At 70.6% G+C, this 20,240-nt stretch carries 17 protein-coding genes; 11 read left to right on the top strand and 6 right to left on the bottom strand.

From position 1 onward, the window contains the following. Nucleotides 1-60: 60 nt before the first annotated feature. From cofD to QSK32_RS07520, 4 genes are read left to right on the top strand one after another with little or no spacing between them, the layout of a single operon-like run. Nucleotides 61-1,017, top strand: a complete 957-nt coding sequence (gene cofD / locus QSK32_RS07535) for a 2-phospho-L-lactate transferase (RefSeq protein ID WP_285471515.1) — start codon at nucleotides 61-63, stop codon at nucleotides 1,015-1,017. Continuing rightward, nucleotides 1,014-2,039, top strand: a complete 1,026-nt coding sequence (locus QSK32_RS07530) for a coenzyme F420-0:L-glutamate ligase (protein ID WP_045743297.1) — start codon at nucleotides 1,014-1,016, stop codon at nucleotides 2,037-2,039. Before cofD ends, QSK32_RS07530 begins: the two co-directional genes overlap by 4 nt. Beyond that, complete coding sequence (locus QSK32_RS07525) at nucleotides 2,039-2,611, top strand: NUDIX hydrolase (RefSeq protein ID WP_285471514.1); 573 nt, start codon at nucleotides 2,039-2,041, stop codon at nucleotides 2,609-2,611. Before QSK32_RS07530 ends, QSK32_RS07525 begins: the two co-directional genes overlap by 1 nt. Further along, on the top strand, nucleotides 2,608-3,159 hold the full coding sequence (locus tag QSK32_RS07520) for a DUF4232 domain-containing protein (protein WP_045743299.1): 552 nt from the start codon (nucleotides 2,608-2,610) through the stop codon (nucleotides 3,157-3,159). The genes QSK32_RS07525 and QSK32_RS07520 overlap by 4 nt, the downstream gene beginning before the upstream one ends. A gap of 26 nt (nucleotides 3,160-3,185) precedes the next feature. On the opposite strand, the gene QSK32_RS07515 is transcribed toward QSK32_RS07520, so the two are convergent. Both QSK32_RS07515 and QSK32_RS07510 read right to left on the bottom strand, forming a co-directional pair. Further along, the gene (locus QSK32_RS07515; RefSeq protein WP_425394653.1) at nucleotides 3,186-4,304 is read right to left on the bottom strand and encodes a mannose-1-phosphate guanylyltransferase; all 1,119 of its coding nucleotides are present in this window, start codon (nucleotides 4,302-4,304) and stop codon (nucleotides 3,186-3,188) included. Nucleotides 4,305-4,326: 22 nt separating this feature from the next. Beyond that, nucleotides 4,327-5,472 (bottom strand): glycosyltransferase family 4 protein, encoded by a 1,146-nt coding sequence (locus QSK32_RS07510; protein ID WP_045743300.1) that lies wholly within the window; start codon nucleotides 5,470-5,472, stop codon nucleotides 4,327-4,329. A gap of 203 nt (nucleotides 5,473-5,675) precedes the next feature. Between QSK32_RS07510 and QSK32_RS07505 the strand changes: the two genes are divergently transcribed. Further along, nucleotides 5,676-6,404 carry a TIGR03089 family protein gene (locus tag QSK32_RS07505; RefSeq protein WP_045743301.1) on the top strand — a complete coding sequence of 243 codons (729 nt, stop codon included), beginning with the start codon at nucleotides 5,676-5,678 and terminating at the stop codon, nucleotides 6,402-6,404. On the opposite strand, the gene QSK32_RS07500 is transcribed toward QSK32_RS07505, so the two are convergent. Next, a complete protein-coding gene (locus QSK32_RS07500; protein ID WP_285471513.1) occupies nucleotides 6,387-8,306 on the bottom strand; it encodes an acetoacetate--CoA ligase in 1,920 nt (639 codons plus the stop codon). The genes QSK32_RS07505 and QSK32_RS07500 overlap by 18 nt on opposite strands. 110 nt (nucleotides 8,307-8,416) lie before the next feature. Here QSK32_RS07500 and QSK32_RS07495 point away from each other — a divergent pair, with 110 nt between their 5' ends. Together QSK32_RS07495 and QSK32_RS07490 are read left to right on the top strand one after the other, a co-directional pair. Continuing rightward, a complete protein-coding gene (locus QSK32_RS07495) occupies nucleotides 8,417-9,436 on the top strand; it encodes a hypothetical protein (protein WP_285471512.1) in 1,020 nt (339 codons plus the stop codon). Nucleotides 9,437-9,745: 309 nt separating this feature from the next. Beyond that, complete coding sequence (locus QSK32_RS07490; protein WP_285471511.1) at nucleotides 9,746-10,804, top strand: alpha/beta hydrolase; 1,059 nt, start codon at nucleotides 9,746-9,748, stop codon at nucleotides 10,802-10,804. Between the two features lie 264 nt (nucleotides 10,805-11,068). Here QSK32_RS07490 and QSK32_RS07485 read toward each other — a convergent pair whose 3' ends face one another. Next, nucleotides 11,069-11,713 (bottom strand): NAD-dependent epimerase/dehydratase family protein, encoded by a 645-nt coding sequence (locus tag QSK32_RS07485; RefSeq protein WP_285471510.1) that lies wholly within the window; start codon nucleotides 11,711-11,713, stop codon nucleotides 11,069-11,071. Nucleotides 11,714-12,096: 383 nt separating this feature from the next. Continuing rightward, on the bottom strand, nucleotides 12,097-13,017 hold the full coding sequence (locus QSK32_RS07480) for an SDR family NAD(P)-dependent oxidoreductase (protein WP_285471509.1): 921 nt from the start codon (nucleotides 13,015-13,017) through the stop codon (nucleotides 12,097-12,099). A gap of 106 nt (nucleotides 13,018-13,123) precedes the next feature. Between QSK32_RS07480 and QSK32_RS07475 the strand changes: the two genes are divergently transcribed. The 4 genes from QSK32_RS07475 (at nucleotide 13,124) to QSK32_RS07460 (ending at nucleotide 17,911) form a co-directional block, all read left to right on the top strand. Next, nucleotides 13,124-13,789 (top strand): TetR/AcrR family transcriptional regulator, encoded by a 666-nt coding sequence (locus QSK32_RS07475; protein WP_045746563.1) that lies wholly within the window; start codon nucleotides 13,124-13,126, stop codon nucleotides 13,787-13,789. Nucleotides 13,790-14,244: 455 nt separating this feature from the next. Then, nucleotides 14,245-15,783, top strand: a complete 1,539-nt coding sequence (locus QSK32_RS07470; protein WP_285471508.1) for a multicopper oxidase family protein — start codon at nucleotides 14,245-14,247, stop codon at nucleotides 15,781-15,783. An 88-nt stretch (nucleotides 15,784-15,871) separates the two neighbouring features. Further along, entirely contained in the window at nucleotides 15,872-16,015 is a 144-nt protein-coding gene (locus tag QSK32_RS07465) for a hypothetical protein (RefSeq protein WP_157411431.1), read from the top strand. 357 nt (nucleotides 16,016-16,372) lie between these two features. Continuing rightward, a complete protein-coding gene (locus QSK32_RS07460; protein WP_285471507.1) occupies nucleotides 16,373-17,911 on the top strand; it encodes a hypothetical protein in 1,539 nt (512 codons plus the stop codon). On the opposite strand, the gene QSK32_RS07455 is transcribed toward QSK32_RS07460, so the two are convergent. Beyond that, nucleotides 17,886-20,069, bottom strand: coding sequence for an NB-ARC domain-containing protein (locus QSK32_RS07455; protein ID WP_285471506.1), 2,184 nt, complete (start codon nucleotides 20,067-20,069; stop codon nucleotides 17,886-17,888). The two genes, QSK32_RS07460 and QSK32_RS07455, sit on opposite strands and share 26 nt — an antisense overlap. Nucleotides 20,070-20,240: the final 171 nt, after the last annotated feature.

Raw genomic sequence — 20,240 nt, 5'->3', positions numbered from 1 at the left:
CCCAGCGTAAACCGCGACCCACGAACGGGTGGCGTCACGCAGGTGGGGGAGGATGGGGAGATGCGGATCGTGGTCCTTACCGGGGGCATCGGAGGCGCCCGGTTCCTTCTCGGCGTGCGGGCTCACGCACGCACCATCGGCGCCGATGTGACGGCGGTGGTCAATGTCGGCGACGACGTGCGCATGCACGGCCTCCAGATCTGTCCCGACCTGGACAGCGTCATGTACACCCTGGGCGGCGCCGCCGACCCGGAGCGTGGCTGGGGCCGGGTCGGCGAGTCCTGGGTGGTCAAGGAGGAGCTGACGAAGTACGGCGTCGAGCCCTCCTGGTTCGGTCTGGGTGACAAGGACACCGCCACTCACCTGGTACGCACCACCATGCTGAACGCCGGTTACCCGTTGTCGGCGGTGACCGCGGCCCTGTGCGAGCGCTGGCAGCCGGGCATCACGATGCTGCCCGCCACCGACGACCGGCTGGAGACCCACGTGGTCGTCGACGTCGAGGGTGAGCGCAAGGCCATCCATTTCCAGGAGTGGTGGGTGCGCTATCGCGGGGCGGTCCCGACGCACCGTTTCGTGTTCGTCGGTGCCGAGTCCGCCAAGCCGGCGGCCGGCGTCCGGGACGCGATCGCGGGAGCCGACGTGATTCTCATCGCCCCGAGCAATCCGGTGGTCAGTATCGCGCCGATTCTGGCCGTACCCGGGCTGAAAGAGGCGGTGATGGACGGCCCGGCGCCGGTGGTCGGGGTGTCGCCGATCATCGGGGGCTCACCGGTGCGGGGCATGGCCGACAAGTGTCTGAGCACGCTCGGGGTGGAGGTGAGCGCCGCCGGTGTGGGCCGGATGTACGGTCCTCGCGCCGAGGGCGGGCTGCTCGACGGCTGGCTGGTCGACGAGTCGGACGCGGGCGCCGAGGTGCCTGGGGTGGCCACCCGCGCGGTGCCGCTCTGGATGAAGGACGAGCAGCTCACGGCCCGGATGGTCGCCGACGCGCTGGAGCTCGGGGGTGTCCGGTGAGCGACGGGCTCGAGGTTCTCCCGGTCCGCGGCATCGGTGACGTCACCGCGGGCGACGACCTCGCCGACCTGATCCTGGGCGCCGGCCCGTGGATCGCCGACGGCGACGTCCTGGTGGTGACCAGCAAGATCGTGTCGAAGGCGGAGGGCCGCCTGGTCGAGGTGCCGGCGGACGGGCCGGACCGCGAGGAGGCCCGGCAGCGGGTGCTGGCCGGTGAGACCGCTCGGGTGGTGGCCCGTCGTGGCCCCACCACGATCGTGGCGACCCATCACGGTTTTGTGATGGCCGCGGCCGGCATCGACGCGTCGAACGTCGACAAGACCCATCTGGTGCTGCTGCCGGTCGACCCGGACGCCTCGGCCCGGGCCCTGCGTGCCGAGTTGCTGCGCCGGGGCCGGGACGTCGCCGTGATCATCTCGGACACGTCCGGCCGGGCCTGGCGCAACGGCCTGACCGATGTGGCTCTGGGCGCTGCCGGCATCGGCGCGCTGCTCGATCACCGGGGGCAGATCGACCCGTACGGCAACGAGCTGAGCCTGACCCAGATGGCCGTGGTCGACGAGCTGTCCGCGGCGGCCGAGCTGGTCAAGGGCAAGTGTGACCGGGTGCCGGTGGCGGTGGTCCGGGGTTACACCTGGCCGGCCGACCCGGAGGAGCGCGGTGTCCGCCCGCTGATCCGGGACACGGCGAGCGACATGTTCAGTCTCGGCACCGCGGAGGCTCGTGCGGCGGGTCTCCGCGCCGCGGCCCTGCTCGATGATGCCAGCGTTTCTGACATTTCCGAAATATCGGAAAAGGTGGATCAGGCCCTGGAGCTCGTCCATGACGTGATCGCGGCCGGGACCGGCATCGTCCGTGCGGGTGGAACCCTGCGGCTCACCGCTGCCGGAACGGACGGGGTAAGCCTGGTTCGGTTGGGTGCCGACGCCCATCGGGTACGCTCCGCGCTCGCCGCCGAAGGCGTGACCAGCAGCATCGACGTCGACGAGACCGGCGTCACCATCAGTTTCGGAGCTCCCTGATGACCGACCGCACCGACTACACGCTCTTCGAGGACGCCGTCCGTGTCCTGACCGGCTGGACGGCCACCTCGGAGGCCGCCGACGACGCCCGCCGGCGCACCCTCGACCTGCTCGCCGACGGTCCGGTCGCGATGACCCGGGCGCACCGGGCCGGGCATGTCACCGCCAGCGCGCTGGTCGTCGGCGACGACGGGCGGGTGCTGCTCTGCCTGCACGGCCGTCTCGGCCGGTGGATGCAGCTCGGCGGGCACTGCGAGGAGGGCGACAGGTCGCTGGCGGCGGCCGCGTTGCGGGAGGCGACCGAGGAGTCCGGCATCGAGGGCCTGGTGCTCGACCCGGAGCCGATCGACGTGGATGTGCACGAGGTGCGCTGCGGCGCGGGTGACGGCTCCCCCGCCGGGCCTTCGGTGCACTACGACGTGCGGTTCATGCTGCGGGCGCCGACCGGCGCGGTGGAGCGGATCAGCGAGGAGTCCGCGGATCTGGCCTGGTTCGCGCCGGACGACCTGCCGTCGCCGTTGGCATCCGGCACCGCCCGGCAGATAGCGCCGGCCCTGGCCCGGCAGCTGTGAACCGCGTTCCCCGGATCGCGATCCCCGCTCTCGCCGCCCTGACGCTGCTGAACGCCTGCGGCCGGAGCACCACCACCGCCGAGCCGGCCGCCACCCCCACGCCCGCCGCGGTCACCCCGTGCGCGAACGCCGATCTCGGGGTGACCGTCACGGTCGAGGAGGAGGACTCCACCTTCGCGCTGATGTCGGTCCTCAACAAGTCGACCGGCACCTGCGCGGTGGCGGGCTGGCTCACCGTCACGCTGCTCACCGCCGGCAAACAGGCGACCAAGGTGGGCAGCACCCGGGTCGACGAGCCGGGGCCGTCGACCGAGGTGGTGCTGCGGGCGGGCGAGGCCGCGTCGGCCGGCCTGCGCTGGACCGCCTGCGTGAAGGCCGACGAGGGGTGCGGTGTCGGCAACATCGTGCGGTACGACGTGGGCCTGTCCGGCGCCGGCCGGACGGCCGAGCTGGCGGGTTTCCCCACGTCGAAGAAGAACAACATCGCGTGGAAGGAACTGCAGATCGGCACCCTGCAGCCGGCCGGCGTGACCATCGGGGCCTGGTAGTCACCCACCGGCCCCGATGACCGCGGTCAGATGTATCCGTGCTGCCCGAGCTCCTTCAGCTCGTCCACCAGGTGTTTGACCTCCTGCGCGCGTTCCCGCGGGCAGACCAGGACGGCGTCCTCGGTGTCGACGATGACCAGGTCCCGGACGCCCATCGCGGCCACCAGACGGCGGCCGTTCGGGACGATCACCAGGTTCTCCGCGTCGCGCAGCAGCACGCCGGGGCGTTCGCCCGCGCCGTCGTGGCCGACCACCACGTTGCCGGCCGGGTCGGCGGTGAGGACCTCACCGAGGGTGTGGAAGTCGCCGACGTCGTTCCAGCCGAAGTCGCCGGGAACGGTGCCGACCCGGCCGACGGTGGCCGCGCCCTCCATGACCGCATAGTCGACCGAGATCCGCGGCAGGGTGGGCCACACCTCGCCGAGGACCTCCTCGCGGGCGGCGGTGTCCCAGGCGTGGGCGATCCGGCTCACCCCGGAGGCGAGCTGCGGCTGCTGCCGGGCCAGTTCGGCGAGGAACACGTCGACCCGCCAGACGAACATGCCGGCGTTCCACAGGTAGTTGCCGGACTTCACGTAGTTCTCGGCGACCTCGTAGGAGGGCTTCTCCTTGAACTCCTCGACCTTGAGCACCGGGCTGCCCTCGGCCGCCGCCCCGCACTGGAGGTAGCCGTAGCCGATCTCCGGGCGGGTCGGGGTGATGCCGAGCGTCATCAGCAGACCCTGCTGGGCGCCGACGACCGCGCGGCGGATCACCTCGGCGAACTCGGGCTGGTCGGCGATCAGGTGGTCGGACGCGAACGAGCCCATGATCGCCTCCGGGTCGCGGCGGGCGATGACCGCCGCGGCCAGGGCGATCGCCGCGCACGAGTCCCGGGGGGACGGCTCGACGAGCACGTTCTCGTCCGGGATCGCGGCGAGTTGCCGGGAGACCGCCGCGGCGTGCGCCACGCCGGTCACCACAAAGATCCGTTCGGGGGAGGTCAGCGTGTCCAGCCGGTCCACGGTGGCTTGCAGAAGGGACGCCTCCGTGCCGGTCAGCGGGTGGAGGAACTTGGGATGACCGGCGCGGGACAGCGGCCAGAGACGGGTACCGGTACCGCCTGCGAGAACCACCCCGTACAGCACAGCCTGTTCGTCGCTCATGCGCGGAGAGTTTAGTAGATGATCAAGTAGCGACTCGGGTCCAAGTCGTTACATGTACCTCCGCGCTGGACGCCCAGGTGAACTCTTTCGCACGATCGAAACCCGCTTTGGCGAGCGTCTGGCGCCGCTTCTCGTCGTGCAGCAGGTCAGCGAGGTCCTCGGCGATCCGCTCCGGCGCCTCGGTCGTATATGCGACAGCATCGCCGCCGACCTCCGGAAGGCTGAGCCGGGGCGTGGTCAGCACCGGGGTGCCGCAGGCCATCGCCTCCAGGATCGGCAGGCCGAAACCCTCACCGAACGAGGGGTAGCAGGCCACCAGGGCGCCGCCGAGGAAACCGGGCAGGTCCGCGTAACGCAGATAGCCCGGACGGAGCAGCCGCAGGTGCGAGGGAACCTCGGCGACGGCCTTGTCGATGTCGTCGTCATGCCCCTGTCCCCCGGCGAGGACCAGGGCCGGCGGGTGCGGCCAGTCGGCGACGGCGCGGGCCCAGCCGCGGATCAGGTTGGGCACGTTCTTGCGGGGCTCCTTGGCGCCGAGGAACGCCACATAGCCGGTGTCGCCGAGGCCGAGCCGGGCACGGACCCGGGCCTTCTCCTCGTCGGTCGGCATGTGGAACGCCGAGTGGTCGACCCCGTGGTACGCCACGTCGATCCGGGTCGGATCGGCGTCCAGCAGGCGGATCAGTTCGTCGCGGGTCGCCTTGCTGGGGACGATCACCCGGCCGGCCCGCCGCAGCGACGTCTTGATCGCACTGCGGAAGAAGGTCCGCTTGGTGTTGTCGTAGTGCTCCGGTTCGGTGAAGAACGTCGCGTCGTGCACGGTGACCGTGACCGGGCATCCGGTGCGCAGCGGGCAGGTGTAGAAGGGCGAGTGCAGCACCTGCGCGCCCACCTGCTGGGCGAGCAGCGGCAGACCGGTCTGCTCCCAGGCGAGGCGGGCCGGACGGTGCACGATGGCGGCCGGTCCGGGGATCACCTCGGCCGAGGGGAGCATGCGACGGTAACGCTCCGCATCCGAACGCTGTGCGACGACGGCGAGGGCGACACGCTCGTCGTTCAGCTGTCCGAGGGCTCCGAGCAATCCGTCGACGTATCTGCCGACACCGCCTCTGTCGGCGGGAACACTAGTGGCGTCGACCAGCACTCGCGGGGGGCGACCGGGGGTCACGAGGCATCTCCTTGGCGTCTCTGACGTTCCGATGCTGCGGTGGGAACTCCGACGTTGAGAGTCGGCAACGTCACCGTCGAGGGTACGCCTGCAACGCTGCGGGCAAGCGTCCGCGACGCCGGAGCATCGTCGATCGCGCCACCAGGGGAGTCGACACGGTTCCACTGCGATCACGGACAGTGATACGCCTATGGTGTGAGGCGATGAAGACCACGATTCCACAGGCGTTCGCGGAGGCGGTCCGGCGCGACCCGGCCGCTCCCCTGCTGACCTGGTACGACGACGCCTCCGGCGACCGCACCGAACTCTCCGGCCTGACGCTGGAGAACTGGGTCTCGAAAACCGCGAACCTGCTGGTCGACGGGATCGGGCTGGGCCACGGCGACACGGTGGCGCTGCTGCTCCCGCCGCACTGGCAGACCGCGGCCCTGCTGCTCGGCGTCTCGGCCGCCGGTCTCGGCGCCGACCTGGGCGCGGACGCCCCGCAGCCGGTCGAGGCGCTGTTCACCACACCGGACCGGGTGGACGCCGCGGCCGCGTGGAACACCGGTGACCGGTACGCCACCGGCCTGCTCCCGCTGGCCATGCCGCTGCGCGACGTGCCGCCGGGCTACCAGGACTACGTCACCGAGGTCCGCAACTACGGCGACCACTACCGGGGCGCTCCGGTGGCCCCGGCCGACCTGGCCCTGGGGGGCCCGTTCGAGCTGAGCCACCAGGACGCCATCGAGGAGGCGGCACACCGGGCCGCCGCCCTGGGCATCCCGGACGGCGGCCGGGTACTGATCGACACGGCGGCGTACCCGGAGGCGATCGACTGGCTGATCGCCCCGCTGGTGGCCGGCGCCTCGGTGGTGCTCTGCGCCAACCTGGACCGGGCCAAGCTGGACGCCCGGGCCGCCACCGAGAAGGTGTCAGCGATCCTGGCGTAGGAGCGCGAACTCGGTCAGCGACTCCGGGTTGACCAGTGCCCCGGCGGCCGCCGCGACCGCGACCGGCGTCCCGGTGAGGATCCGCTTCACCGGGACTTCCAGTTTCTTGCCGGACAGGGTGCGGGGCACTGCGCGTACCCGATGGAGAAGGTCGGGAACGTGCCGTGGCGACAGCGCGGCACGCAGCTCCCGGGCGATCCGGCCGCGCAGGTCCTCGTCGAGCTCGGCGCCGTCCGCGGTGACCACGAAGAGGATCAGCTCACCGTTCGGGTCGCCGGGCTTGTCGAGGTGCACCACCAGCGAGTCGGCGACCTCGGGCAGGCTCTCGACGACCGCGTAGAACTCGGCGGTGCCCAGCCGGACGCCGCCACGGTTGAGGGTGGCGTCCGACCGTCCGGTGATCACGCAGCTGCCGTCCGCCTCGACGGTGATCCAGTCGCCGTGCCGCCACGCCCCGGGGTAGACGTCGAAGTAGGCCTCGCGGTACCGCCGGCCGTCCGGGTCGTTCCAGAAGCCGACCGGCATGCTCGGCATCGGCGCGGTGATCACCAACTCGCCGAGTTCACCGGTCACCGGCTTGCCGGACGGGTCGAAGGCCTCCACCCGGGCGCCGAGGGCCCGGCAGGCGATCACCCCGGCCCGGACCGGCAGCAGCGGTGAGCCGCCGACGAACCCGGTGCAGACGTCGGTGCCGCCGGACAGCGAGGTCAGCTGCACGTCGGGGCCGACCGCCTCGTACACCCAACGGAAACCCTCCGGGGGCAGCGGCGCGCCGGTCGAGCCGATGCCCCGCAGCCGCTTGCGTGGGGTGAGACCGGCCTTGCGGCAGGCCATCAGGAACGGTGCCGACGTGCCGAGATAGGTGATCCCGGCGGTGTCCACCAGGTCCCAGAGGGTGTTCAAATCCGGCCAGGCCGGGTTGCCGTCGAAGAGCACCACGGCGGCGCCCACCGCCGGACCGCTGGCCAGGTAGTTCCACATCATCCAGCCGGTGGTGGTGAACCACAGGAAACGGTCGTCCGGCCCGAGGTCGTGGTGCAGCGCCAGGATCTTGAGGTGTTCCAGCAGGATGCCGCCGTGTCCGTGCACGATCGGCTTGGGCAGGCCCGTGGTGCCGGAGCTGTAGAGGACGTAGAGCGGGTGGTCGAAGGGGACCGGCTCGAAGGCGAGCGGGTCGTCGCCGGTCAGCCCGGACCAGTCGCCGCCCTCGTGCAGATAGCCGATCCTGATCACGTGCTCGATCGACGGGACCGCCGCGGCGATCGCGTCGATCTCGGCGCTCCGGTCGATCGCCTTGTCGCCGTAGCGGTATCCGTCCGTGGCGACCAGCACCGACGGCTCGATCTGGCTCCACCGGTCGATCACGCTGCGGGCGCCGAACTCCGGCGCGCACGACGAGAAGATCGCGCCGAGGCTGGCGACGGCCAGCATCAGGACGTAGGTCTCCGGGATGTTCGGGGCGTAGGCCGCCACCCGGTCGCCCCGGCCGACGCCGCGGGCCCTCAGCCCGGCACGGACCCGGCGGACCTCCTCGCGCAGCTCACGGCCGGTCAGCCGCACCGGCTCACGACTCTGGGAGTACGCGTGAACGACGACGTCCTCCGGGTCCCGGCCGGGCATCCGCAGCACGTTCTCCGCGTAGTTGAGCGTGGCGCCGGGGAACCAGCGCGCCCCCGGCATCACCGCCTCGGTCAGCACCGCCGTGGGTGGATCGTGCGCCACCACCCCGAAGTGGTCCCACACCGCACCCCAGAAGCCGGCCAGATCGGTGACCGACCACTCCCAGAGCGCCGGATAGTCCGCGAAGGACAGACCGCGCTCCCGCTCCAGCCACGACAGGAACCCACCGATCCGCGAGGTCGTCCGGACGTCGGCGGGCGGCTCCCACAACACTGTGCCCATCGCCACACCTTAACGGCGGGTCAGGCCTTCGTGACCGCCGGTTCCGTGCCCGGAAGCACCCGGTCAGGGCATTTCGCCACGCTTGCCGGACCGGGGTAGCCTGCCGGATCATGCGCCACCTCCGGTCGATCATTTATGCCCTCGTGCTGGCCCCCGCTCTCTGGGTGCTGGCCGGCGTGGGATTCACCCACGACCTGTCGAGCCGAGGACGAGAGCTCTTCGCCGCCGAGTCGATCTCCGGCCTGCTGTTGCTGCTCTTCTCCGGCATCCTCTTCACGATCCTCACGTTCGCCCCGGTCTCCCCCGCCGGACCGGTGCTGGCCGGCGCGGGCTTCCTGGGGATCGCACTGTGGGCGTTCAACGACCCCACGGGGTACGCCGCGCTGTGGGCGCCGGAGGTCGCCAAGGAGGGGTTCGACCTGAGCCGGCCCGGCTACGGTCTCGCCGCGCTGCTGGCCATCCCGCTGCTCGGCACCGGGTTGAGTGGTCGCCGCTGGGCCCGTTACGAGCCGCCGGTGCTGCCGATCATCGGTGAGATCGGACGGTTCCGGGGTGCGGCCAAGGTGGCCGGTGTCCCGATCGCGGCCAGTGAGACCACGGTGATCCGTCCCGGACGCCCGGCGGACGCCACGGTCACTCTGGGGTCGCCGGCGGATCGCACGGTCGCCATCAACTCGCCGGCCGCGGCCGACCGCACGGTGGCGATCAACTCGCCGTCCACCCCTCCCCCGACTCCCCCTGTTCCCGTCGTTCCCGCTGCTCCCGTCGTTCCCGCTGCTTCCGCCGTTCCCGCTGCTCCCGCCGCGTCTTCGGCCGCTCCGCCCGTGTCGGCGGCTCTGCTGCCGGAGTCGGACCGGACGATCGCGATGCCGACGGCCGGTTCCAAGCGGTCCCGGGCCGCCTCGCCCGCCCCGGCGATCCACCCGGCGTACTCCACGTCGGGTGACGCTCCCTCCCAGGCGGTGCAGGCCGCACAGGCCGCACAGGCGAAATCGGCGACGGAAACCAATAAATCCGGTATTACCGTCAATTCAGCTATTGCCGGAAAGGTCGCCGATCAGGATCGGACGCAGGCTCGGCCGCCCTCGGCCACCCCGCCGGTCGTCCCGGGGCAGCGGCCCGGTTCCTGACCGGACGCGGACGCGACACTGCCGGAGGTGAGCTTGTGGCTCGCCCCCGGCAGGCGTGCGACTGATCCGCCCCTACTCGGTCAGCCGCGGGCAGTTCATGAAATGAACCCCCAGGGGCCACAGTAAACCGCGGGCAGTTGATCACCAACCGCCGAGCGGCCGGGCAACCACACCCGTCGGCGGGTTGCGCGGGCCCGCCGACCGATACCTGAGTACTACCCGCGATCTGGCTCCACGGATTGACGAAAACCCCCGTTCCGGCTCCCTACCTTTCCTCTCGCATCGTTCATCGGAGCGGGAGGAACCGGAATGAATCGACTGTGGATCGCGGCTGCACTGCTGCTCGTGACCCCCGTGCTCTGGCTGTGCGGGCCCACCCGCGCGACCGCGTCACCGCTGCCCCGGACGGCCGAGTGGCTGTCCGACCCGGCCCGGCTCCCGGACCCCGCGACGGCCATGCCCGCCCAGGTGGCGGCCTTCTTCGCCGGGCTGTCCCCGGCGGCCGCGGCGGACCTGACCGCCCGTTACCCGCAGATCGTCGGCAACCTCGACGGCGCCCCGCTCGCCCTGCGCTACGCCGCCAACCGCGACCCGGCCCGCCCCGGCCGGCAGATCTTCGCCCTGGACCGGCGGGGCGACGGGATGATCGCCACGGTGCTCGGCGACCTGGAGACCGCGGACCGGGTGGCGATCCTGATCCCCGGCGTGGACACCACCCTCGCCAACTTCGACACCGGCCTCGGCGGGGTGCTCCGGCGGGCGCCCTCCTGGCAGGCCGAACAGCTCTTCGCGCAGATCCGGCGGGCGGATCCGGGCGCGCGGGTCGCGGTGATCGCGTGGCTGGGCTACGACACCCCGGAGGGGGTACGCCGTGAAGCACTCCGCGAAGATCGGGCGGCCTCCGGCGCCCCCGTCCTCGAGAAGCTGGTCGACGGTCTCGTGACCGGCCACCCGGACCGTGCCATCGTCGTGGTCGGGCACAGCTACGGTTCCATCGTGGCCGGGCACGCGGCGGCACGACTGAGCCGTCAGGTCACCGACATCGTGGCGATCGGCAGCCCGGGCATGGGCGTGCCGGACCGGTCCGCGCTGGGCACCGCGGCCCGGGTCTGGGCGGGCAGCGCACCGGACGACTGGACGCGGCGGCTTCCGGGCGTACGCATCATGGGGGTGGGTCATGGCCGGCAACCCGCCGAGCCGGACTTCGGCGCCCTGACCCTACCGTGCGACGACGTGACCGGCCACGACGGCTACTACGCTCCCGGAACAGCGTCCCTGCGGGCGATGGCCCGGATCGTCGCGGGCGCCGGTGACGCGGGCCGGTACGACACGACCAGCACCGGAACTCTTCTCGCCCACGCCGGCTGACGTCCGCCCTCCGCTCCCCGCACCAGAGCAAGGTCACCATGGGCTTGCCCGTTCTAGACATGTTTCGTGGTCAGGGTGCGAAGCCCGTACGCGTGGTGATTTCGGGCGCGCTGGACGCCCCAATTCACCACACCCGTGGGGAGTGTGGTGATTACGGGCGCGCTGGACGCCCGAAGTCACCACACCCGTGGGGGGGTGTGGTGTTTCCGGTTGGTCAGCGCGCCCGAAGTCACCACGCAGGCAGACCCTGACTGCATTAGGTGTCTAGCGGATGTCGCGGTTCTCCAGAATACGGTGGGGAAACCCGGTGCGGGCGGCGCGCAGCATGGCTCGGCCGAGTCGCTCGGTGGTGATCGCGTACTGCGGGGCGATTCTCTCGAGCAACGGAAATACCGGGGCGGTGAACGCGTATACGGTGCGGAACAAGTTGGTCTTCGAGGTGGCGTGGAATGTGGGCTGGACCATACCGGGACGGAATGCGTAGCCGTTCCGAAAGGTAGCGATGACGGCGTTCTCGGTTCGGCCCTTGACGCGGGCCCACATCTGCCGACTGTCGGGGTCGGTGCCGCCTCCCGAGATGTACACGAAGGTCATGTCAGGGTTGATCTTGACGAGCGTGCGTGCGGCGGCGACCGGGTATTCGTAGTTGACCTCGGTGTAAGCAGCCTCGTCCAGACCGACCGAGGACACCCCGAGGCAGTAGAAACAGGCGTCGTACCCGGCCGTCTCGTGCTCGATCGGTGTCAGGTCGGCAAAGTCGTCCAGTAGCACCTCGCGCACTTTCGGATGCCTGATCCCGGTCGGCGTGCGCACCACAGTGAGCACCTGATCGACGTCCGGATCCAGCAGGCTCGCGTGCAGCACGCTTTGGCCGACCATGCCGGTCGCGCCAAAAATGATCACATTCATGTCTGTTCCCCTTCGGTGGGCGTTCTTGTGCCTCAAGGACGTGTCGTCGGCTTGATCTCGATGAGGGCCAGGGCCAAGGGCCAGGTGAGGCCGCCCACCGGAGCCCGATTGATCTGAGGGACTAGAAACGTTTCGTGGTCAGGGTGCGAAGCCCATCCGCGTGGTGATTTCGGGCGCGCTGGACACCCGTAATCACCACACCCGTGGCGGTGTGGTGAATACGGGCGCGCTGGACGCCCCAAATCACCACACCCCTGGTGGTGTGGTGAATACGGGCGCGCTGGACGCCCCAAATCACCACACCCCTGGTGGTGTGGTGAATACGGGCGTGCTGAGCGCCCGAAATCACCACAGCGGCAGACCCTGACTGACTCATTAGGTGTCTAGTTCTGGATGCCGGTAGCCATGACGGGGAACCGCACGCCGGTGAGGTTTTCGGAGACGGTCCACAGCCGCTGCTGGATGGCCACCTCGTAGGACTGCGGACTGGAGGTGACCAGCCGGGGGTGGCCCTTGATCTCGAAGTTTCCGCCGGGGCCGTAGTACTGGCCGCCGAGTGCGGCGGGGTCGGTGGCGGCACGCAGGGTCGGCAGCGCGCCCATGGCGGGTGTCTGGGTGGCCAGTGGTGCGACCAGGGTGATCGGGAGCCGGAAGACGGCGGGGCTGTTGCGGGCCAGTTCGGTGCTGGACAGTCCGGGGTGCGCGGCGACCGCGACGGTGGTGCCGTGCGTGGCGAGCCGGCGTTGCAGCTCGTAGGTGAACATGAGGTTGGCCAGTTTGGACTGGCCGTAGGCGCCGGCCCGGCTGTACGACTTCTCCCACTGCAGGTCGTCGAAGTGGATCGCGGCGCGGATGCGGTGGCCGGTGCTGCTGACCGTGACCACGCGGGAGCCGGGTACGGGTAGCAGCAGGTCGAGCAGCAGTCCGGTGAGGGCGAAGTGTCCGAGGTGGTTGGTGCCGAACTGCATCTCGTAGCCGTCGCGGGTGGTCTGCTTCGGGTTGTACATGACGCCGGCGTTGTTGATCAGCAGGTCGATGCGGTCGAGCCGGTTCCGCAGCTCAGCCGCCGCGGTACGGACGGAGTCGAGCGAGGTCAGGTCGAGTGCCTGCACTCTCACGTCGCCGGTCATGCGGGCCGCGGCTTGTTCGCCCTTCTCGACGTTGCGCACGGCGAGCACGACGGTTGCCCCGCGCTCGGCGAGTGCTTTGGCGGTCTCGAACCCGAGTCCGGTGTTGGCGCCGGTCACCACGGCCACCCGTCCGCGCTGGCCGGGGATGTTCGCCGTCGTCCACTTGTCGCTCATGTCGCGCCCCTCACTTAAGTACCGCAGGTATCTTGCAACGACGACGTTAAAGTACCGCCGGTATGATTGTCAACGTACCGAGGGTACTTAAGTTAGGGTGGTGGTCATGACGTTTCAGCGGGCACGCACCGAGGAGCAGCGGGAGATCCGCCGCCGGGCCATCCTCGACGGGGCATCGGCGATGCTCGACGAGATGCCGGTCGCCGCGGTGACCCTGAACGAACTCAGCCGCCGGGTCGGCCTGGCGAAGCCGAACGTGCTGCGCTACTTCGAGTCGCGGGAAGCGGTGCTGCTGGATCTGCTGGACCGTTTCCTGCAGGAGTGGTTGACGCAGCTGGCGGGCGAACTGACGACCGGCGTCGACGACACGCTGCCACCGGCCGAACGGGCGGTGGCAGTGGCCGAGACCCTCAGCCGATCACTGTCCGGCCGGGTCGTGTTGTGCGAGCTCTTCGGCGCGCAGGCAAGCGTCCTGGAGCACAACGTCTCCGTCGAGGTCGTCGCGCGTTACAAGCGCGCCTCCCTGACCCGGCTGGCGACCATGGCCGAGCTCCTGCAGAAGTGTCTGCCGGAACTCGGGGATGATGCAGTGTTCTGCAGCCTGCAGACCATGCTCACCGCCGGCGCGCTGTCGCCGTACCGAACACCGCCACCCAGCCTTGAGGCCGCGTACCACACCGAGCCCGACCTTGCCCGCTCCCGCCTGGACCCCCGCGACTACTTGACGCAGGCGCTGACCGTGACCTTCCTTGGCGTACTCGCCCGCCGCTGACGGCATAGGACGACATCGCCCCTCACCGGTGCGACCAAGGGGCAGGTCGAGGCGGTGGGTGAGGAGTCATTCAGTCTCGGCGCGCTGCCCGGCGGTGATGGTGGTGAAGATCTGTCCGAGGCCGTCGGCGCGGGTGACGACCGAGTCGGCGTTGGTGCCGAGGCTGCCGGCCCATTCCATGAACCCGAGGAACCGCTGGCGGGTGTCCGGGGCCGGTGGACCACACCCTCGGGAGTGCCGGTCTGCAGGATCGCGCCCTGCGGGATCATCCCGGCTGCTCGGCATGCCGAACACGCTGCGTGTCTGATCATTTTCGGCCTCCCGCAAGACCCCGCCAGCGTGAGAGCGTGATCGTTAGCGGTCGCGTCATCGCTTTAAGCGAATATTCAGATACATAGCTTCCCGATAGATTCCGCCCAGCTTCCTACCATGATCCACATTGAATCTTCCGATCCATGGCAGATGCGCGGAACATCATCAACCACCGCAAACCCTCCCGGTTCCCCACTCGGCGTCAGGTGCTCGCCGGAACCTTCGGCTTCGGCGCCCTGGCGGCCCTGGCCCGCATCGGCAGTGGCACCTCGTTCGCCGAGGAGACCACCGCGACCGACACCACCGTGACGACCACCGCCACCACGAACGCCACCGCCGCCACCGGCACCCTGCCCATCCCCGACCTGCTCACCGCGACCGACGACGGCGGCGTCTCGGTCTTCGCCCTCGAGACGCAGGCCGGCACCAACACCACCCTGATCAGCGGCAAGACGATCACGACGGCCGGGTTCAACAGCACCTTCCTCGGCCCGACGATCCAGGTCACCGACGGGCAGGCGGTCCGGTTCGACATCACCAACACCCTCGACGACGAGACCACCGTGCACTGGCACGGGCTGCACATCGCCCCGTCCGAGGACGGCGGACCGCAGAACATCATCGAGGCCGGCGGCACCTGGTCACCGGCCACCACGATCAACCAGGGCGAGGCCTGCACCCTCTGGTACCACCCGCACGGCCTCGGCACCACCGCCGAGCAGGTCTCCCTCGGGCTGGCCGGCATGCTGATCGTCGACGACGGCTCGGCGGCCAACGCGGCGCTGCCCACCGCGTACGGCGCCGACGACATCCCGCTGATCATGCAGTCCACCTCGGTCAGCTCGGCCGGCTCGTTCGCGGCCACCAACGCGGCCTTCACCGCCTCCGGCGCTACGCTGAAGTTCCTGGTCAACGGGATGAGCGCCACGGACGAGACGCCGACGCTGTCGGTCGCCTACAGCCGGGTACGCCTGCGCCTGCTCAACGCCTCGCTGACCGACAGCATCACCGTGGCCCTCTCCGACGGCGGCGCCTTCACCCAGGTCGCCAGCGACGCGGCGCTGCTGCCCGAACCGCTCTCGATCACCAGCCTGCGGATCAGCCCCGGCGAACGGGCCGAGATCGTGCTGGAGCCGTCCGGCACGGTGACGTTGCGGGCCACCGTGCGCAACACCACCAACGGAACCCGGTACACCGTGTCGATGCTGGAGGTGAGCAGCACCGGCACGGACACCCCGGACGCCCTGCCCGATACCCTCAACACGATCACCGACCTGGACACCACCGACGCGACCACCCGGACGTTCACGCTGAGCAACAGCGGCGCCAGCATGCTGATCAACGGGATCGCCGCCACCACGATGGACATCATGGACGCCAACGCGATCATGACCACCCTCGACGCCGTCGAGAAGTGGACCATCACCAATGCCAGCACGAACATCTACCACAACTTCCACCTGCACGACGTGCCGTTCCAGGTGGTCTCGGTCGCCGGCGCCACCCCGACCGGCGCGAACCTGGGCTGGCGGGACACCATCGAGGTCGCGCCCGGCACCAGCGTCGTCATCAAGATGCAGTTCACCGACTACGCGGACAACGAGTACATGTACATGCTTCACTGTCACAACGTGGTGCACGAGGACGACGGGATGATGCTCGGGCTCATGGTTATGTCCTGATTAAGTCCGGCATAACCAGTGAACGTTCGGCACGCTGCGTCAGTACCAGTAGGCGGCTGCGACGATGCGGCCCTGACTTGGGGGAACGATGAGCGAGCGGACCGGACGTGACGAGCAGCAGCAGGACCGGCTGCGGGCACGGCATCTGGCAGTGATCGTGGCGGTTCTGCTCCTGGCCGCGGTGACAGTCTTCGTGGCACAGCGTTACGGCGCGGGGATGGTCAACTCCTGACAGCCGCATTCCGTCACACTCTGGCCGTCGCTGCCGTGGACCCGGGCGGGTCCACGGCAGCGACGGATTGACTACCGTGGCCGGATGCCTTCCGTGGAACCGCCCCGCATCACGGCCGCTCCCCCGGCGGTAAGCCGGATCCGGCGAGATGGGTGAGCCGGTGCCATGGGGCGTAACCCGGCAAGCCGTTCCTCCGTTGGACCACGGACCACGGACCACGGACCACGGACCACGGACCACGGACCACGGACCACGGACCACGGACCACGGACCACGGACCCTTGGGCGACCGTCTCCTGTGAACAGGACGTTCTGCTGGTCGCGCGCACCGCTGCCGCGCTGAACCGGCTGCTCGACGTGGTGACGCTGCTGGCGGGCGACACCCGGCTGCAGATCTACCTCACCCATGACGCGGAGAACCCGGCCATGCTCGGGGACGGATTCCCGGCGCTCGTCGGTGGCCTCGGCATCCTGACGCTCACCTGGGACGAGGCCCGGACGCGGCACTTCGGCCTGGTGCTCTCCGCCAGCGAGAACGACCGGCTGCACCAACTGTCGCCGCCGATCCTGCTGCTGTCGCACGGGCTGGGATTCCAGAAGTTCTACCCCGGCACCCGGGTGATCGCCGGACTCGACCCGGAACGGTCACCGGCGACCACCACGATCGGACTGTCCCATCCGGACCAGCAGCGCCACCTGAACGCCGACCAGGAACGTCGCGCCGCTGTCGTCGGCGACCCCGCCCTGGGGCGGATGGCGGCGAGCACCCACCGACGTGATCATTACCGGGCTGCTCTCGGCGCCGACGGACGGCGACTGGTCGTGATCGCCTCGACGTGGGGTCCGGACTCGCTCTACGGCAGCCTGCCCCTCCTTCCGGAACGGCTGTGCGGGCAGTTGCCGATGGACGAGTACACGGTTGCGGTGGTCCTGCACCCGGGAATCCGCGCCCGGCACAGCGACTGGCAGGTGCGGGCCTGGCTGGGACGAGCGACGACATCGGGGGTACGCGTCGTGCCGCCCGCCGGGGAGTGGCAGGCCGCCGTCGTCGCCGCGGACTGCGTGCTGTCCGACCACGGGTCGATGAGCGCGTACGCGGCGGCTCGGGGCGTACCCCTGATCCTCGGTCCGGCGGTGAGTGACACGACCGTGCCCGGATCCGTGGTGTCCGACCTGGCGGACCGGTGCCCACGGCTCGACCCGGACGGCGACCTCCGCAAACAGATCGACACCGCCATCGCCGCCGATCCGGTGTTGCCGCGGCCGGGGACCGGCCACATGCGCCCACCGCCCTCACCGGCGCAGAGCCGTCTCAACCGCTTGCTCCCGCCGTCCTCACCGGCACAGAACCGGATCGACCACGCGCTCGCACCGGACGACCCGGCGTCGGCCGCGCCTCTGCGACGCCAGATGTACCGCATGCTCGGCCTGGACGAACCGGGCGAACCCGCGGAGTTCCCGCCGTTACCCGTCCCCGCGGCTCTACCGGCGACGGTCGGCGCGTGGGTGGCGGGGATCGACGACAACGGGCGGCTGACCCGATTCCCGGACAGCGGGGCGGTCCACGACGACCTGCCGATGCGGCACGTGGTCGCCGACGTGGAACACGCCACGCTGACCCAGGTGGCGGGCGCGACGGTGCTGTGCAGCACCGCGCCCGGCGACCTGCTGGCCCAGTGGCCGCAGGCGGTGATCGCCGCTTCCCCGATGGAGGGCGGCTGCCGGGTCCGGACCCGCTCCGGCGACGACGTCGTGATCCGGACCGAGCCGGGCGTCGACCGCTGGGCGGCGGCCTCGTGGGCCTACCGGCGGCTGCGCCGGGGTGAACCGCTGACCGGCCCGGGACTGCTGCGGCTGGGCGACCGGGAGATCACGGTGCGGGCGGAAGCTCACTGAGCCGCTGCGCGACGTGGGCGAAAGCCGGATGACCGGACCGGAAGTACTGGCCGGCGATCCAGCCCCACCGAGCGCGGGCCGCCTCGACGTCGCCGCGCAGAAGCTCCAGCCGGGCCTCCAGGTCGACGATCTCGATCTCGTACTGCGTCGCGCCGCCCGCCCCGATCAGCACCCGCACCCGGCCCAGTTCACCGGCCGCCGCGTCCGCCTCGCCCAGACCCAGGTACGCCTTGGCCCGCACGGTGTGCACCCGGGCCGCGTTCCGCGCGTCCCCCTCCAGCACCGGCACCGTGGTCAGCAGGGCGAGCGCTTCCCGGTCCCGGCCGGCGCCGGTCAGGACGTTGGCGAGCATCCGCAGGTGCAGGGCCAGCGCACGCTGGTCGCCGGCCTCCCGATCGATGCGGACCGCCGCTCGCAACGACTCCTCGGCCCGGAGCCGGGCCTCCTTCTCCGTGCCGTTCTGCCGGCCCTTCTCCAGGGTCCAGCCGGCCCGGAACTCCAGCAGCGACGACGCCAGCTGCCGGTCGTCCGGCGGCCGCAACTCCTCCGCGGCCCGCAGCTCCCCATCAGCGCGGTCCACCTGGCCCATCAGGTAGCTGATCCGCCCCTGCAGCGAGTGCAGGCGACTCGCCGCCGCGGGCAGCCCGGCCGCACCGGCGCTGGCAATGCCCCAGGTGTTGACGGTGGCGCAGAGCAGGTGGTGGCCGCGCGAGGTCAACAAGGCCTCCAGGGCGCCGCAGATCTGCAGCACCTCGAGGTGGCGGCCCCGCCGGTGCGCCTCGGCCAGCAGGCCGATCACCCCCGGGGATTCGCCCTGCAGCCAGTCCAGCGGAGTCAGGTACGGCAGCGGCCAGGCCACCACGGGCGGTGCCGGATAGCGGCGCAGCCGCCCCTGCCGGGCCCGGTCGGTGACACCGGACGGATCCATGCCCAGGTCGGCGGCACCGGCCATGTCCCGGAACCAGAGCAGGTACCGGTTGAACGCCTCGTCGTGCCGGGCCGCTTCGACGGGCAGCGCGGACGCCCGGCGCCGCACCGGCCAGAGCAGTCGCAGACGGCCGCCGACACCGTGGAAGAGCAACCCGGCCTCGATCAGGCCGTCGAGCAACGCGTCACCGGAACTTCCCAGCCAGACGGTCGCCGACAACCGGGTGAAGTCCTCACCCGGGAACCGGGCCAGCAGCGCGAGATCGCCGATCGCCGCGGCGGACAGCCCGTCCAGGCTCCGGCCCACCGACGTCTCGAGCACCCCGGCCACGTCCCCGCCGTCGCCGAGCTGCCTCACGAGGTCGGCGACCACACCCGGCTCGCCCCGGCGAGCCTGCAACCGGGACGAGAACTGCAGCAGCACCGCGGGAATCCCGGCACTGACACCGATCAGAGCATCGACGGCGGCAGGTTCGGCCGCGAGCACCGCCGCACCGCACTTCGCAACCAGCAGTTCCCGCGCCCCGTCATCGTCGAGGCCCCGCAGCACCATCGGCTCGGACGGGCACCAGGCACGCAGCTCGGCGGTCAGCACCCGGGTAGTGATCAGCACGGTCGCGGCCGGCCAGCCGTGGGCCAGCACCCGGGCCTCCTCGGCGCCCACCACGTTGTCGAACACCACCGCGATCCGCCGGTGCACCAGCGCACGGAGGTACTGGTCGGCCACCACCGCGGCGGAGTCACCGGCGAGCGGGACGCCGAGCTGCCGGAGGATCTCCTGCTGCACCTCGACGATCCGCAGCACCGGGCCGTCCCGGTAGTCGTCGAGGTCTACTTGCGCGTACCCCTGAATCTGATCGTGGATGTCGTGCACCACCTGCCGGACCAACGCGGTCTTGCCGGTGCCGAAGGCCCCGGCCAGCAGGTGCAGACCAGGCTTGCACAGGCGGGCGCGTGCCTCGACCCGGTCGACGAAAAAGGCCGGCGGGACACTCGCGGCCATGTCGACGTCCTCGACCGCGACCAACTCCTGCACCAGCCGCGCCGCGAACTCCGCATCGTCGCGGGACCGGCGCACGACAGCGGCGACGAGCGCGTCCCGGTCCTTCGGCAGGCTCCCGCCACCGAGAACGAGGTGCCGCAGTCGTGCCAGCGCACCGGCGGCGACGCCGGCGATCCCGGGCGTGAGAACCCGGACCGCTTCCGAGGCGACGACCTCAAGCATCGACATGGGCCGCCCCTTTCCCCTGTGGTCACCGGACGCTAACACAGCGCGATGCACAAAAAGGACAGACAGCCGACGGTGGAGGGAAGGCCTACCGTCACCGGTAGGCCTTCCCTCGTTCGCTATGGCGGGCGTGCCGTGGGCGGCAAGCACGAACAAGGTGGTGCGCCGGACGTA

The organism is Actinoplanes sp. NBRC 101535 (genome assembly GCF_030269225.1).
GTDB classification, from domain to species: domain Bacteria; phylum Actinomycetota; class Actinomycetes; order Mycobacteriales; family Micromonosporaceae; genus Actinoplanes; species Actinoplanes rectilineatus.
The sequence above is the reverse complement of the archived record's forward strand: the minus strand, read 5'-3'. Positions and strand labels throughout refer to the sequence as shown.